The sequence below is a fragment of the Cupriavidus sp. UGS-1 genome, from assembly GCF_021213615.1.
GTDB lineage: Bacteria > Pseudomonadota > Gammaproteobacteria > Burkholderiales > Burkholderiaceae > Cupriavidus.
Window position 1 is genome coordinate 38,490 of the sequence record NZ_JAJQJF010000006.1, and the last position, 14,301, is coordinate 52,790.

The following is a 14,301-nucleotide window of genomic DNA, read 5'->3' on the forward strand; positions in this document are numbered from 1 at the left end:
CGGCTTGACCGGCGGCTCGATCGCTAGCGCGGACGCTGCAGCCCGGGAAAGGCCTGCGGCAGCGTCAGCACGGTGCCGGTCAGCGTCGCGTCGTAGCCGGGCAGCGCATCGACCCGTTCGCGAAAGCCGCCGCTGGTCAGCGCGGCCACCGCATCGGCCAGCATCGGACTGCGCAGCCGTTCGCGTTCGATCGCGAAGAAATAGCGTTCCTTGAGCACCGGCACGAAGTCGAGTCCGAAGCGGCGCGCCGCCGTTTCGACGCCGAAGCCGACGTCGGCCATGCCGCTGCCGATATACGCGGCCACCGCGGCATGGGTGAATTCGCCGTTGCTGTAGCCGTCGATCCGCGCGGGGTCGATGCCGCGCGCGCGCAGGATCAGGTCGAGCAGCAGGCGGGTGCCCGAACCGACCTGGCGGTTGACAAAGCGCACGTCGGGCCGCAGCAGGTCGTCCAGCCGCGTGATCGCCTTCGGATTGCCGCGCGCGACGAACAGCCCCTGCGTGCGCACCGCCAGATGGATCAGGCAATGCCGCTCGGGGTGCAGCCAGAGCGCGAAGCGCTCGAACGTCTCCGCCTCGAACTCGCCGATCGGCACATGAAAGCCCGCGATATCGCAGTCGCCGGCGGCCAGCGCCGCCACCGCTTCCAGGCTGCCGCAGTACTTCAGGTCATGGCGGACCTTGTGCTCGTCGAGAAAGTCCCGCAGCGCGGCGACCGCGAAGCCGTGGCTGGCGTGCAGCCGCAGCGCGCTGACCGAGGCGTCGAGCACCTTCTTCAGTTCGATCTCCAGTTCCGATGCGAGGCTCTCCAGCGTCGGCGACAGCCGTGCGCCGATGCGCTTGCTGGCCCAGACCAGCTGCTGCGACAGCGGCGTCAGCACGCTGCCGCGGCCGCGGCGCTTGTCGATCAACGGGCCGCCGAACAGCGACTGCGCATCTTCGAGCAGACCCCAGGCATAGCGGTACGACAGCCCGATCGCCTCGCACGATTGGCGGATGCTGCCGGTGCGTTCGATCTGGGCAAGCAGCGTCACCAGCCGCGAGACATCGAGTGGCGCGGCCCCGTTGCTGTCGTCGCGCACCTGCAGGTGCGGCTGGATGGCAATTCTCAACATAGGCTAAAAATAGCATATTGCCGCTCGCGTGCACGCTGCCTATAGTCCCGGCATGGCAAAAAACCCGGGAATTCGGCGCCGATGGGCGCGCGAGGCGGCCGGGATGGAGTCCCGACAATATGCAAAAAATAGCCTATTTGGAAGGCAAGCCGTCCGGCAGCACGGCTTCGAAGGCGCCGGACGCCGATGGCGCGCCGCGCATCGCGGCGATCCTGCGCGCCCGCCAGCACCAGCCCGGCGCCTTGCTGCCGATCCTGCACGACGTCCAGGACGCCCTCGGCTTCGTCCCCCCGGATGCGGTGCCCGTGATCGCGCAGGCGTTGAACCTGTCCCGCGCCGAAGTCCACGGCGTGATCAGCTTCTACCACCATTTCCGCGACCGGCCCGCGGGACGGCACGTGCTGCAGCTGTGCCGCGCCGAGGCCTGCCAGGCGGTCGGCGCCGATGCGCTGGCCGAGCACGCGCAGCGCGAACTCGGCTGCGGCTGGCACCAGACCAGCGCCGATGGCGCGGTCACGCTCGAGCCGGTCTATTGCCTGGGCCAGTGCGCGGTGGGACCGGCGCTGATGGCCGGCACCGAACTGCATGGCGGCGTGACACCGGCGCGGCTCGACGCCTTGCTGACCGCGCTGCGGCAGCGCGATGCGCGGCACGACGACGTCAGGGATGGCGATGTGCTGCAAGACGGGACCGCCCCCATGTCCCACAACGAGGTGAGCCGATGAGCGCGACACGCAACCCAATGGCCGCCGCACCCGTGACGGTGTTCGTCCCGCGCGACTCGACCGCGCTCGCCATGGGCGCCGAAGCGGTGGCGCGCGCGATCGCCAGCGAAGCCGCGGCACGCGGCGACGCTGTACGCATCGTGCGCAACGGCTCGCGCGGGATGTTCTGGCTCGAACCGCTGGTCGAGGTACAGACGCCGGCCGGGCGCATCGCCTACGGCCCGGTCAGCGCCGCCGACGTGCCCGCGCTGTTCGATGCCGGCTTGCTGCGCGGCGGCAACCATCCGTTGTGTCACGGCATGACCGAATCGATTCCGTTCCTGCGCGAGCAGGAGCGGCTGACGTTCGCCCGCATGGGCATCACCGATCCGCTGTCGCTCGACGACTATCTCGCGCACGGCGGCTATCGCGGCCTGACGCGTGCGCTGGCGATGGGCGGCGCCGATATCGTGCACGAGGTCACCGAGTCGGGCCTGCGCGGCCGCGGCGGCGCGGCCTTTCCAACCGGCATCAAGTGGAACACGGTGCTGAAGGCGGACAGCGACGTCAAATACGTGGTCTGCAATGCCGACGAGGGCGACTCGGGCACGTTCTCCGACCGCATGGTGATGGAGGGCGATCCGTTCATGCTGATCGAGGGCATGACGATTGGCGGGCTTGCGGTCGGTGCCGAACAGGGCTACGTCTACGTGCGTTCGGAATATCCGCACGCGATCGCGGTGCTCGAACGTGCGATCGCCATCGCCACCTCGGCGGGCTGGCTGGGCGACGATATCCGCGGCAGCGGCCGCCGTTTTGCGCTGGAGCTGCGCAAGGGCGCGGGCGCCTATGTCTGCGGCGAGGAAACCGCGCTGCTCGAAAGCCTGGAAGGGCGCCGCGGCATGGTGCGCGCCAAGCCGCCGTTGCCGGCGATCCAGGGCCTGTTCGGCCGTCCCACCATCATCAACAACGTGATCTCGCTGGCGACCGTGCCGGTGATCCTGGCCGAGGGCGCGCAGCATTATCGCGATTTCGGCATGGGCCGCTCGCGCGGCACGCTGCCGTTCCAGCTGGCCGGCAATATCGCGCGCGGCGGCCTGGTCGAGAAGGCGTTCGGCGTCACGCTGCGCGAGCTGCTGTACGACTACGGCGGCGGCGCGCGCAGCGGCCGGCCATTGCGCGCGGTACAGGTCGGCGGTCCGCTTGGCGCCTATCTGAACGAAGCGCGCTGGGACGTACCGCTCGACTACGAGGCCTATGCCGCGTTCGGCGGCGTGGTCGGCCACGGCGGCATCGTTGCCTTCGACGACACCGTCGACATGGCGCGGCAGGCGCGCTATGCGATGGAATTCTGCGCGGTCGAGTCCTGCGGCAAGTGCACGCCGTGCCGGATCGGCTCGACCCGCGGCGTCGAGGTCATCGACAGGCTGATGGCCCAGCCCGATCCCGCCCGGCGCACGCAGCAGTTGCGGCTGGTGCGCGATCTGTGCGACACGATGCTGCACGGCTCGCTTTGCGCGATGGGCGGTATGACGCCGTATCCGGTGCTGTCGGCGCTCGACGGCTTTCCCGAGGACTTCGGCCTGCCGCCGCTGCCGGCGCGGGCCGCGTGAAGACGCACGCAGCTGCACTGCTTTGCATCGCTGCAGCTTGAAGACACTGGGCCCCCGCCTGCGCGGGGGCGACAGGAAAAAGCCTCGCTCCATACACGACCCTGCGGAGTTCGACCTTGCACCCCCACCACGATATCGATTACGGCACGCCGCGGCGCGAGGCCGAACAAATCGTCACGCTGGAAATCGACGGCGTCGCCGTCACCGTGCCCGCCGGCACCTCGGTGATGCGCGCCGCGGTCGAGGCCGGCGTCCATGTGCCCAAGCTGTGCGCCACCGACAGCCTCGAGCCGTTCGGCTCGTGCCGGCTGTGCCTGGTCGAGATCGAGGGGCGGCGCGGCTATCCCGCGTCATGCACCACGCCCGCCGAGCCGGGCATGAAGGTGCGCACGCAGACCGGCAAGCTCGCCGAGATCCGTCGCGGCGTGATGGAGCTGTATATCTCGGACCATCCGCTCGATTGCCTGACGTGCCCGACCAATGGCAACTGCGAACTGCAGGACATGGCCGGCGCGGTCGGGCTGCGCGAGGTCCGCTACGGCGACGATGGCGCCAGCCATCTCGATGCGGTCAAGGACCAGTCGAACCCGTACTTCGAGTACGACCCGTCGAAATGCATCGTCTGCAACCGCTGCGTGCGCGCCTGCGAGGAAACGCAGGGCACCTTCGCGCTGACGATCAGCGGGCGCGGCTTCGATTCGCGCGTGACGGCGGGGCAGGGCGAGTCCTTCATGGAGTCGGACTGCGTGTCGTGCGGCGCCTGCGTGCAGGCCTGTCCGACCGCGACGCTGACCGAGACCTCGCTGATCCGCATGGGCCAGCCCGAGCACAGCGTGGTGACCACCTGTGCCTACTGCGGCGTCGGCTGCGCCTTCAAGGCCGAGATGAAGGGCAACGAGGTGGTGCGCATGGTGCCGTACAAGGGCGGCCAGGCCAACGAGGGCCATGCCTGCGTCAAGGGCCGCTTTGCCTGGGGCTACGCCACGCACCAGGACCGCATCCTGAAGCCGATGATCCGCGCCAGCATCCAGGACCCGTGGCGCGAGGTGTCGTGGGAGGAGGCGATCGGCTACGCCGCCGCGCAGTTCCGCCGCATCCAGCAAAAGCATGGCCGCGACGCGGTCGGCGGCATCGTGTCGTCGCGCTGTACCAACGAGGAAGGCTATCTGGTGCAGAAGCTGGTGCGCGCGGCCTTCGGCAACAACAACGTCGACACCTGCGCGCGCGTCTGCCACTCGCCCACCGGCTACGGCCTGAAGCAGACGCTCGGCGAGTCGGCCGGCACGCAGACCTTCCGTTCGGTCGAGCGCTCGGACGTGATCCTGGTGATCGGCGCCAATCCGACCGACGGCCATCCGGTATTCGGCTCGCGGCTGAAGAAGCGGCTGCGCGCCGGCGCCCGCCTGATCGTCATCGATCCGCGCCGCATCGATCTGGTCCGGTCGCCGCACGTGCGTGCCGACTACCATCTGCAGCTGCGCCCCGGCAGCAATGTCGCGGTGCTGACCGCGATGGCCCATGTGATCGTCACCGAAGGGCTGCTGGCCGAGGACTTCATCGCCGAGCGTTGCGAGTCGAGGGCGTTCGGCCTGTGGCGCGAGTTCGTCGCGCGGCCCGAGAACTCGCCGGAGGCGATGGCCGAGGTCACCGGCGTGCCGGCCGAGCAGCTGCGCGGCGCCGCGCGCCTGTACGCGACCGGCGGCAATGCCGCGATCTATTACGGGCTGGGCGTCACCGAGCACGCGCAAGGTTCGACCGCGGTGATGGCGATCGCCAACCTGGCGATGGCGACCGGCAACATCGGCCGCGAGGGCGTCGGCGTCAATCCGCTGCGCGGGCAGAACAATGTGCAGGGGTCCTGCGATATCGGCTCGTTCCCGCACGAGCTGCCGGGCTACCGGCATGTCTCCGATTCGACCACGCGCGGCCTGTTCGAGCAGGCGTGGAACGTCGAGATCAGCCCCGAGCCGGGCCTGCGCATTCCCAATATGTTCGAGGCCGCGCTGGGCGGCAGCTTCAAGGGCCTGTACTGCCAGGGCGAGGACATCGTGCAGTCCGATCCGAACACGCAGCACGTGGCCGAGGCGCTGTCGTCGATGGAATGCATCGTGGTGCAGGACATTTTCCTGAACGAGACCGCCAAGTACGCGCACGTGTTCCTGCCCGGCTCGTCCTTCCTCGAGAAGGACGGCACCTTCACCAACGCCGAGCGCCGCATCTCCCGCGTGCGCAAGGTGATGCCGCCCAGGGCCGGCTATGCCGACTGGGAGGTCACGATGCTACTGTCCAACGCGCTCGGCTATCCGATGGACTATCGCCATCCGTCCGAGATCATGGACGAGATCGCGCGGCTGACGCCGACGTTCGCCGGCGTCAGCTACGCGAAGCTCGACGAGCTCGGCAGCATCCAGTGGCCGTGCAATGCGCAGGCGCCGGCCGGCACGCCGATCATGCACGTCGACACCTTCGTGCGCGGCAAGGGCAAGTTCATCATCACGCAGTTCGTGCCGACCGAGGAAAAGGTCAACCGGCGCTTCCCGCTGATCCTGACCACCGGCCGCATCCTGTCGCAGTACAACGTCGGCGCGCAGACGCGGCGCACCGACAACGTGCGCTGGCACGACGAGGACCGGCTCGAGATCCATCCGCACGATGCGCAGGAGCGCGGCATCGCCGACGGCGACTGGGTCGGCATCGTCAGCCGCGCCGGCGAGACGGTGCTGCGCGCGCTGGTCAGCGAGCGCATGCAGCCGGGCGTGGTCTACACGACGTTCCACTTCCCCGAGTCGGGCGCCAACGTGATCACCACCGACAACTCGGACTGGGCCACCAACTGCCCCGAATACAAGGTCACCGCGGTGCAGGTGCTGCCGGTCGCGCAGCCGTCCGAATGGCAGCGGCGCTATCGGGACTTCCATGACGAGCAGTTGCGGCTGTTGCGGGCGGCGAATGCGGTGGCGCAGGACGAGAAGGCGGAGGCCGGCCATGCTGGTCTGTGAGCGCGGCGTGGTCGCGCGCGATGAGTCCGGTCCGTATCGCGCCGATCGGTACGAGGCCGATCCAAACGAGGCCTGTCCATACGAGCGCGACGGCGATCCGCCGATGCCGTACGCCACGGTCGAGGTCGCGCGCTGCGAAGGCGAGGGCGGCGACATGGCGCTCGCCTTCGACGATGTCGCCGAAGAAGTTCCTGTCGCGCTCGAATACAACGGCATCTCGCACGCGGTGATGCTGGCCACGCCGGCCGATCTCGAGGATTTCGCCGTTGGCTTCAGCCTGACCGAAGGCATCGTCGCGAACGCGCGCGACGTGTTCGAGATCGACACGCAGGTCGGCGAGCAAGGGGTCGCGGTGCAGTTGCGCATTGCCGGCGATGCCTTCGCGCGGATGAAGACGCGGCGTCGCGCGATGACGGGCCGCACCGGCTGCGGGCTGTGCGGCGTCGAATCGCTGTCGCAGGTGGCGCGCATGCCGGCGCCGGTCGCGAGCGCCGCGCGCTTCGATGGCGCGAGCCTGCATGCCGGTTTTGCCGAGCTGCAGCAGCGCCAGGCGCTGCTGCGCCATACCGGCGCGACTCACGCGGCCGGCTGGCTGCGCGCCGATGGCACCGTGGCCTTCGTGCGCGAGGACGTCGGCCGCCACAACGCGCTCGACAAGCTGATCGGCGCGCTGGCGCGCAGCGGCGAGCCGGTCGCCGACGGCGCGGCGCTGGTCACCAGCCGCGCCAGCTACGAGATGGTGCTCAAGGCCGCCAGCGCCGGCATCGGGATACTGGCCGCCGTCTCGGGACCCACCGCGATGGCGGTCCGGCTGGCCGAACAGGCCGGCGTCACGCTGGCCGGGTTTGTCCGTCCCGGCCGCCATGTCGTCTACACCCATTCCGCGCGGCTGCTGCCGCCACGCTGCTGATCATGAACCTCGACAACCTGGTCAAGATGGCCAACCAGATCGGAACCTTCTTCGCCGCGATGCCCGACCGCGACGAGGCGCTGGCGGACATCGCCACCCACCTGCGCCGCTTCTGGGCACCACCGATGCGCCGAGCCTTGCTCGAGGGCGTCGACAACGGCCAGGCGGAGGCGGTCGCGCCAATCGTGCGCGCGGCGCTGGAGCGGCATCGGGAGCGGCTGTAAGGCGTTGCCCCGCGCGGTGCACCGGGATTGCGGTCAGCCGATCCAGCGCGAGGCCGCTACGCCGCCTTGGCCTTGCGCGGCGCGACTTCGGAGCGAATGGCGTCGCCGACCTGCTGTTCGGCGGTCTTGAGATCGTAGGCCTGCTGAAGGTTCAACCAGGTTTCGGCGTCACCACCAAAATAGCGCGCCAAACGCAGAGCGATCTCGCTGGCCACGCCGGCATCGCCGCGGACGATCGCGTCGATCTGCGCGGTGCCGACATGCAATTCCTTCGCCAGTTCCGCGATCGATAGATCGAGCGGCACCAGATACTCCTCGCGCAGGATCTCGCCCGGATGAACCGGACGCATGCCGTTGTGGAAACGAGCCATAGCGCGCTCCTCGCCTGGTCGCGGATCGATGGCCCGCATGGTAGTGTGTCTTGGCGGCGCGCAGGCACGAACTACTTGATCCGCTGCAGAATCTCCAAAATCACCAGCGTAAAAATCGTAGCGAGCAGCGCGGTCGCTTCGCGGCCCATGCCGGCGGCGACGCCGATGGCGGACACCATCCAGATGCTGGCGGCGGTGGTCAGGCCCTTGATGCTTTCCTCGCTATTGAGCTTGATGATGGCGCCGGCGCCGAGGAAGCCGATGCCCGAGGCGATGCCCTGCAGTACGCGGCTCATGTCGGCCAGCGGCACGCCGGCCTGCAGCGGCACCAGCACGAACATCGCGGAGCCCAGCGCGACCAGCATATGGGTGCGCAAGCCGGCGGCCTTGCCGGCGGCTTCGCGTTCGTAGCCGATCATCGCGCCGAGCAGCATCGCCATGCCGAGCCGGACCACGACCCGGGTCGCTTCCTCGATGTCGGGAATGTCGGCGAACTCCGTCCGCAGCGCGCCCAGCATGTCTGACCAGATGCCATCCATCGTTGCCTCCCCGAGAGTCCGCCGTCGTGGCGTGGTGAGCGGGTTCGGCGCAGGCGGAACCCGGCTGCCTGCAGGCTAGCATGGAGACGCGGGGCGGGGCAGTCGGTTCGGCACTGACATGGCCCGGCCGAACGGGGCCTGTCGATGGGGGGCTAACGCAGCCGCAGCGGTTCGAGCAGCGCGGCGTCGTACTGGTGCCGGTCGATGCGGCCCAATTCCAGCATCCGCAGCAGGATATAGGCTTGCCGCTGGCGCGCGCGGCGGGGATTGACGACCGGGTTGTTGGCCGACGGCGCCTTCGGCAGGCCGGCCAGCATCGCGGACTCGGCCAGCGTCAGCTCGGCCAGCGGCTTGCCGAAATAGGTGCGCGCGGCCTGCGCGAAGCCGTACGCCCCTTCGCCGAGATAGACCTTGTTCATGTACAGCTCGAGGATCTCGTCCTTGCTGAACGCGCCCTCGATGCGGTAGGCCAGCAGCGCCTCGTACAGCTTGCGGGTATAGGTCTTCTCACGCGACAGGAAGAAGTTACGCGCGACCTGCATCGTGATGGTCGACGCGCCCTGCGACAGGTCGTCCGACAGATTGGCCAGGCCCGCGCGGATCACGCCGACGTAGTCGATGCCGTCATGCACGTAGAAGCGTTCGTCCTCGATGGCGACCACCGCCTGCGTCAGCGCGGGCGGCATCCTGTCCAGCGGCACGTAGCCGGCCGAATGGCGGAACGCGGCGATGGCGTCGAGCGGTGGCAGCTGGCGGCCGGCGACCACCACGGCGAGCGTGGCCAGCAGCGCGCAGGTTGCCAGCACGAGGACGAACAAGCCGAGGAGGTGCGACCAGAGACGATTCATGGGCCGCTATTTTGCCAGTGTTGGGTGGCAGAGCCGTGATGGCGGGATTGGGCCGTATCGGTGAGGGGCACGCCGTTTGCCCTCTCGCCCAGCCGCTCTCCCGCGAGCGGGAGACGGGAGCGGATGCCGCAATCGCTGTGGCGCCCGCTTGCCGGTGGTGTTCTCCCTCTGCCGCTTGCAGGAGAGCGGAGCGTGTCGTCGCGGATTGGAGCGACGACGTGTGGAGCTTGCCCGTGGTGTTCTCCTCTCCCGCCTGCGGGAGAGGGCCGGGGAGAGGGCCGGGGAGACGGCACACAGCTGCCGATCGCCCCGTCACCGCTTCAACAACGCGGCCAGCAGGTCCGACTGCGTGATCAGCCCGAGCAGTCGCCGTTGCTCGTCGACCACCGGCATCAGGTGCCAGCCGCCGTCGGACATCGCGCCCGCCAGCTCGACGATGGGCTGGTCGGGGCGCGCGGTCGGCAGCTCGGTCAGCATCGCGTCGCGCACCAGGCCATCGGGACGGCGTTGACCCTTGGCGGGGTCGCCGGCGAACAGGTCCGGCAGCGCGACCAGGCCGACCAGCCGGCGCTGGCGCGGCGATACCACCGGCAGCGCCTGCAGCCGGTGGCGGGTCAGCAGGGTCCAGGCCTCGCTGAGGCGCTGGTCGGCGTGGACCGCCACCACATCGCGCGACATGATGTCGCCGCAGCGGATGTCGCCGAAGCGGCGTCCGAACGCGCGCAGCTCGGCCGCGACCAGGATCTCTTCGAGGTCGTCGCGGTCGACGTCGAGGAATTCGCCGCGCGCGGCCAGCACTTCGTCAAGGTCTGCACGGGTGAAGCCGACGCGCTGGCCCGGAGGCGGATCGCTGGTGCCATGTCCCGGCACCGGGGGCGGCGGCCGATGCGGATAGCGGCGCCCGGCCAGGTTGTTGAACGACAGCGCGATCAGCAGCATCAGCATCGAATTGAGCGCGACCGGGAACAGCACGAAGGCATAGCCGAGCTTGGCGACCGCCGGGCCGCCGAACACCGCGGTGATGGCGACCGCGCCGGCCGGCGGATGCACGCAATGCAGATGGAACATCAGGCCGATCGCCACCGCGACCGCGACGGCGGCCGCCAGACCCGGGTCCGGAATCCAGCGTGCGCAGGTCACGCCCACCAACGCCGCCAGCAGATTGCCGCCGATCACCGACCAAGGCTGCGCCAACGGACTCGACGGCACGGCGAACAGCAGCACCGCCGAGGCGCCCATCGGCGCGATGAACCAGGGGTTGTGCCCGCCCAGCATATGCCGGCTGATCCACTCGGTGCAGGCCAGCGCGAACAGCGCGCCGAGGCAGCTCTTGATCCGCTCGCGGCTGCTTGCCGTCACCGGCATCGGGACGAAGGCGGCCAGCCAGCCGCGCCAGCGCAAGCGGATTTCGCCGGCCAGGGCAAGGAGGGGAGAGGATCGGGAGAACATGAAGGCGCCAGCGCGTGCCGCGACGCAGCAAAAAAAAGCGTCGCGCAAAAAAGCCGTCAATGTATCACGTGATGACATACCTTGCCGGTGGCCCGCCGCGGCAGGGCTTGGGCGAGCGGGCCGGCGCGGTAACATAGCGCCGTTCCGATACCGATACGCCGCCCTGTGGCGGCGCCATGCCTCATGCTCGAACTTCAGGGCGCGATCTGGTTTCGCGCCGGCAGCCAGGACCTCGGCGGCAAGGACCGCATCGCGCTGCTCGCCGCGATCGCCGAACACGGTTCGATCACGGCGGCCGCCAAGGCGGTCGGGCTCAGCTACAAGGCGGCGTGGGACGCGGTCGACGCGATGAACAACAGCGCCGGCGAGCCGCTGGTGGTGCGCGCCGCCGGCGGCAAGGGCGGCGGCGGCACGATGCTGACGCCGCGCGGCGAAGGGCTGGTGCGCACCTATCGCGCGCTCGAGGCCGAGCACCGCGCCTTCGTCGCGCAGCTGTCGCGCGTCAGCGAGCAGCTCGACGCGACGGCCGCCGACGCGCTGCAACACGATATCCATCTGATCCGGCGACTGATGATCAAGACCAGTGCACGAAACCGGCTGTTCGGCACCGTGACCCGGGTGCGGACCGGCGCGGTAAACGATGAGATCACGCTGGCGCTGGCCGGCGGGCAACAGGTGGTTGCCACGGTCACGCACGAGAGCGTCGAGACGCTGGGCCTGGCGCCGGGCAGCGAGGCGTTCGCGCTGGTCAAGGCCTCATCGGTGATGATCGGCGTGCCGTCGCCCGGCCTGCGGCTGTCCGCGCGCAATCAGCTGCCGGGCACGGTGGCGCGCATCGTGCCGGGGGCCGTCAATGCCGAGGTCGTGCTGGCGCTCGATGGCGGCGCCACCATCGCGGCGATCGTCACGCATGCCGGGCTCGACGAGCTGGGCCTGGCCGAGGGCGCGCCGGCGCTGGCGATCTTCAAGGCGTCGAGCGTGATCCTGGGGACGATGGACTGAGGTCCACGGGTTTGCTCCCCTCTCCCGCTTGCGGGAGAGGGGCGGGGGAGAGCGCAGTGGGCGGACGTTATGCCGTCGCGGTTTGAAACCACCCCCTCTCCCCGACCCTCTCCCCCGTGAGGGGGAGAGGGAGAACACCGCGCGGCGTGGTCAAGCGCGGGGCACGCCGATTTGACCCGGCTCGCTATCGTCCCGCCTCCGCCCCATAAATCCGCCCATCGCGGATCTCCATCACATGGTCCGCCAGCGCCGCGACATCGTCCGGATCGTGCGAGATCACCAGCATCGGCACTTCCAGGCTGGTCTGCAGCGCACGCAGCTCGGCCCGCATGCGCGCGCGCAGCGCCGGGTCGAGGGCCGAGAATGGTTCGTCGAGCAGCACGATATCGGGCCGGGTCGCCAGCGCCCGGGCCAGCGCCACGCGCTGCTTCTGGCCCCCGGAAATCTCGGCCGGATAGTGCCCGCGAACCTCCTGCAGGCCGAAGGCGTCGAGCCAGCGCTCCGCATCGTCGTGGCTCTTGCCGCGCGGCGGATTGCGCCAGCCGCGCGCCAGCCCGAAGGCCACGTTCTGCGCGACAGTCAGGTGCGGAAACAGCGCATAGTCCTGGAACAGATAGGCGACGCGCCGCTGCTGCGGCCGCACGTCGATCCCCGCCGCTTCGTCGAACAGCGTGCGCTCGCCGAGCACGATGCGTCCGTGGTCGGGCCGCAGCAGCCCGGCGATCGCGCGCAGCGTCAGCGTCTTGCCGGCGCCCGACGGGCCGAACAGCGCGATGCGGCGGCTGGCGGACGAAAAGCCGATATCCAGCGCGAAATGCCGGTCGGCGGTATCGAGCCGCTTGCTGACCTGGACCTGCAGCGTCATGGCGTTCGTACCGGCGACAGGCGGGCTCGCAGAAGGATTGACAGCCGGGGGCGCAGGCAGCGGGACTGGCATGGCGTCGTCCATTCGGCGATTCAGCGCACCGGCTGCCGCGTGCTCGGCACCAGGCGGCCGGCGATCACCAGCAGCAGCACGCAGGTCAGCGAGGTGACCAGCACCAGCAGGTTGGCGGTATTGTCGTCGCCGGCCTGCACCGCCTCGTAGATTGCCACCGACAGCGTCTGCGTGCGGCCGGGCAGGTTGCCCGCGACCATCAGCGTCGCGCCGAACTCGCCCAGCGCGCGAGCGAAGGCCAGCAGCACGCCGGCGGCGATGCCGCGCACCGCCAGCGGCAGCGTCACGCGAAACACGATGCCGGCCTCGCTGACGCCGAGCACGCGCGCGGCATGCTCGAGCTGCGGATCGACGCCCTCGATCGCCGCGCGGGCGGACTTGAGCACCAGCGGAAAGGCGACGATGGTCGCGGCCAGCACCGCGCCCTGCCAGGTGAAGACCAGCTCGATGCCCAGCGACGACAGCCATTCGCCGAACACGCCGCGGCGTCCGACCAGCACCAGCAGGTAGTAACCGAGCACGGTCGGCGGCAACACCAGCGGCAGCGTCAGCACCGCGTCGACCAGATCGCGCAGCGGCGAGCGCCAGCGCGACAGCGCCACCGCGGCGGCAACGCCGAGCACCGCATTGATCGCGGTGGCCCAGCCGGCCACCTTCAGCGACAGCGCCAGCGGGACCCAGACCGATTCCATCGGTGTCATCGAAGGACGGCGGGCGTTCAGCGCGTCCGGAAGCCGTGGCGCGCCAGCAGCGCCTGGCCTTCGGCGGACAGCACGAAGTCGACGAAGCGGGCCGCCTCGTCCTTCTGGCGGGAGCGGGCGGTCACGGCGATCGGATAGGTGACCGCGGTGCGCGTCGGTACCTGCGCGACGATGCGGACCCTCGACGGCATCGCAGCCGCGTCGGTGGCGAAGACGAAGCCCGCATCGACTTCGCCGCGCGCGACATAGTCGAGCGCCTGCCGGACGTTCTGCGCCGGCACGCCCTTGGCGGAGACGGCCTGCCACAGCCGCGCATCCTCCAGCGCGTCGCGGGTGTAGCGGCCGACGGGCACCGAGGCCGGATTGCCGTAGGCGACGCGCCGCACGTCGTCGCGCAACAGGTCGCGCGGCGCGCCGAGCTTCAGCGCGCTGTCGGCCGGCTCGATCATCACCAGCGCATTGGCGGCGAAATCGCGGCGCGAGCCCGGCACGATCATGTGTTCGGCCTGCGCCTTGTCCATCGCCTGCTGGTCGGCCGAGGCGAACACGTCGGCCGGCGCGCCCTGGACGATCTGCTGCATCAGCACGTCGGACGCGCCGAAGTTGAGGACCAGCTTCGTACCCGGATGCGCCTGCTCATAGGCGATCGCGACCGCGCGGAAGGCATTGGTCAGGCTGGCCGCGGCCGAGACCACCAGTTCGGCGGCCGCCGCCGGCCCGGCTGGCAGCAACGCCAGCGTGGCAAGCGCCGCCGCGGCGATAGCGCCGGACAGGCGCGAGCGCGTGCGGACCGGCGCGGTGGCGAGGGCGGGAGAACGGCTAGCACGCATGGCAGCTTGTCCGGGTTGACGGATTGGGTCGGGGAACGGGCGGGGCCATCAGAGGCGCC

At 69.8% G+C, this 14,301-nt stretch carries 14 protein-coding genes; 6 read left to right on the top strand and 8 right to left on the bottom strand.

The window, feature by feature from the left end; translation table 11 throughout:
• Positions 1-23: 23 nt before the first annotated feature.
• Positions 24-1,115: a substrate-binding domain-containing protein gene (locus LRR16_RS10305; RefSeq protein WP_064575743.1), complete on the bottom strand. Its 1,092-nt coding sequence runs from the start codon at positions 1,113-1,115 to the stop codon at positions 24-26.
• A gap of 119 nt (positions 1,116-1,234) precedes the next feature.
• Between LRR16_RS10305 and LRR16_RS10310 the strand changes: the two genes are divergently transcribed.
• The 5 genes from LRR16_RS10310 to LRR16_RS10330 all read left to right on the top strand — a co-directional run bounded on the left by LRR16_RS10310 (position 1,235) and on the right by LRR16_RS10330 (position 7,565).
• The gene (locus LRR16_RS10310) at positions 1,235-1,840 is read left to right on the top strand and encodes a formate dehydrogenase subunit gamma (RefSeq protein WP_232205796.1); all 606 of its coding nucleotides are present in this window, start codon (positions 1,235-1,237) and stop codon (positions 1,838-1,840) included.
• Positions 1,841-1,857: 17 nt separating this feature from the next.
• Positions 1,858-3,432, top strand: coding sequence for an NADH-quinone oxidoreductase subunit NuoF (locus LRR16_RS10315; RefSeq protein ID WP_232205797.1), 1,575 nt, complete (start codon positions 1,858-1,860; stop codon positions 3,430-3,432).
• A 116-nt stretch (positions 3,433-3,548) separates the two neighbouring features.
• Complete coding sequence (fdhF, locus tag LRR16_RS10320) at positions 3,549-6,431, top strand: formate dehydrogenase subunit alpha (RefSeq protein WP_232205798.1); 2,883 nt, start codon at positions 3,549-3,551, stop codon at positions 6,429-6,431.
• Positions 6,432-6,534: 103 nt separating this feature from the next.
• A complete protein-coding gene (fdhD, locus tag LRR16_RS10325) occupies positions 6,535-7,341 on the top strand; it encodes a formate dehydrogenase accessory sulfurtransferase FdhD (protein WP_232205885.1) in 807 nt (268 codons plus the stop codon).
• A 2-nt stretch (positions 7,342-7,343) separates the two neighbouring features.
• Positions 7,344-7,565 (top strand): formate dehydrogenase subunit delta, encoded by a 222-nt coding sequence (locus tag LRR16_RS10330; protein WP_053822308.1) that lies wholly within the window; start codon positions 7,344-7,346, stop codon positions 7,563-7,565.
• A 56-nt stretch (positions 7,566-7,621) separates the two neighbouring features.
• Here LRR16_RS10330 and LRR16_RS10335 read toward each other — a convergent pair whose 3' ends face one another.
• The 4 genes from LRR16_RS10335 to LRR16_RS10350 all read right to left on the bottom strand — a co-directional run bounded on the left by LRR16_RS10335 (position 7,622) and on the right by LRR16_RS10350 (position 10,772).
• Positions 7,622-7,975: a HigA family addiction module antitoxin gene (locus LRR16_RS10335; protein WP_304524537.1), complete on the bottom strand. Its 354-nt coding sequence runs from the start codon at positions 7,973-7,975 to the stop codon at positions 7,622-7,624.
• Between the two features lie 32 nt (positions 7,976-8,007).
• On the bottom strand, positions 8,008-8,475 hold the full coding sequence (locus tag LRR16_RS10340) for an MgtC/SapB family protein (protein WP_023264044.1): 468 nt from the start codon (positions 8,473-8,475) through the stop codon (positions 8,008-8,010).
• Positions 8,476-8,627: 152 nt separating this feature from the next.
• Positions 8,628-9,323 (bottom strand): transglycosylase domain-containing protein, encoded by a 696-nt coding sequence (locus LRR16_RS10345; RefSeq protein ID WP_006579194.1) that lies wholly within the window; start codon positions 9,321-9,323, stop codon positions 8,628-8,630.
• Positions 9,324-9,635: 312 nt separating this feature from the next.
• Positions 9,636-10,772 (bottom strand): HPP family protein, encoded by a 1,137-nt coding sequence (locus tag LRR16_RS10350; RefSeq protein WP_232205799.1) that lies wholly within the window; start codon positions 10,770-10,772, stop codon positions 9,636-9,638.
• A 183-nt stretch (positions 10,773-10,955) separates the two neighbouring features.
• Between LRR16_RS10350 and LRR16_RS10355 the strand changes: the two genes are divergently transcribed.
• A complete protein-coding gene (locus tag LRR16_RS10355) occupies positions 10,956-11,774 on the top strand; it encodes a TOBE domain-containing protein (RefSeq protein WP_064575755.1) in 819 nt (272 codons plus the stop codon).
• A gap of 184 nt (positions 11,775-11,958) precedes the next feature.
• Here LRR16_RS10355 and LRR16_RS10360 read toward each other — a convergent pair whose 3' ends face one another.
• From LRR16_RS10360 to modA, 3 genes are all read right to left on the bottom strand, one after another.
• Positions 11,959-12,639: a sulfate/molybdate ABC transporter ATP-binding protein gene (locus LRR16_RS10360; RefSeq protein ID WP_064575757.1), complete on the bottom strand. Its 681-nt coding sequence runs from the start codon at positions 12,637-12,639 to the stop codon at positions 11,959-11,961.
• Positions 12,640-12,731: 92 nt separating this feature from the next.
• Positions 12,732-13,403: a molybdate ABC transporter permease subunit gene (gene modB / locus LRR16_RS10365; RefSeq protein ID WP_006579124.1), complete on the bottom strand. Its 672-nt coding sequence runs from the start codon at positions 13,401-13,403 to the stop codon at positions 12,732-12,734.
• A 26-nt stretch (positions 13,404-13,429) separates the two neighbouring features.
• Entirely contained in the window at positions 13,430-14,242 is an 813-nt protein-coding gene (gene modA, locus LRR16_RS10370) for a molybdate ABC transporter substrate-binding protein (RefSeq protein ID WP_232205800.1), read from the bottom strand.
• Positions 14,243-14,301: the final 59 nt, after the last annotated feature.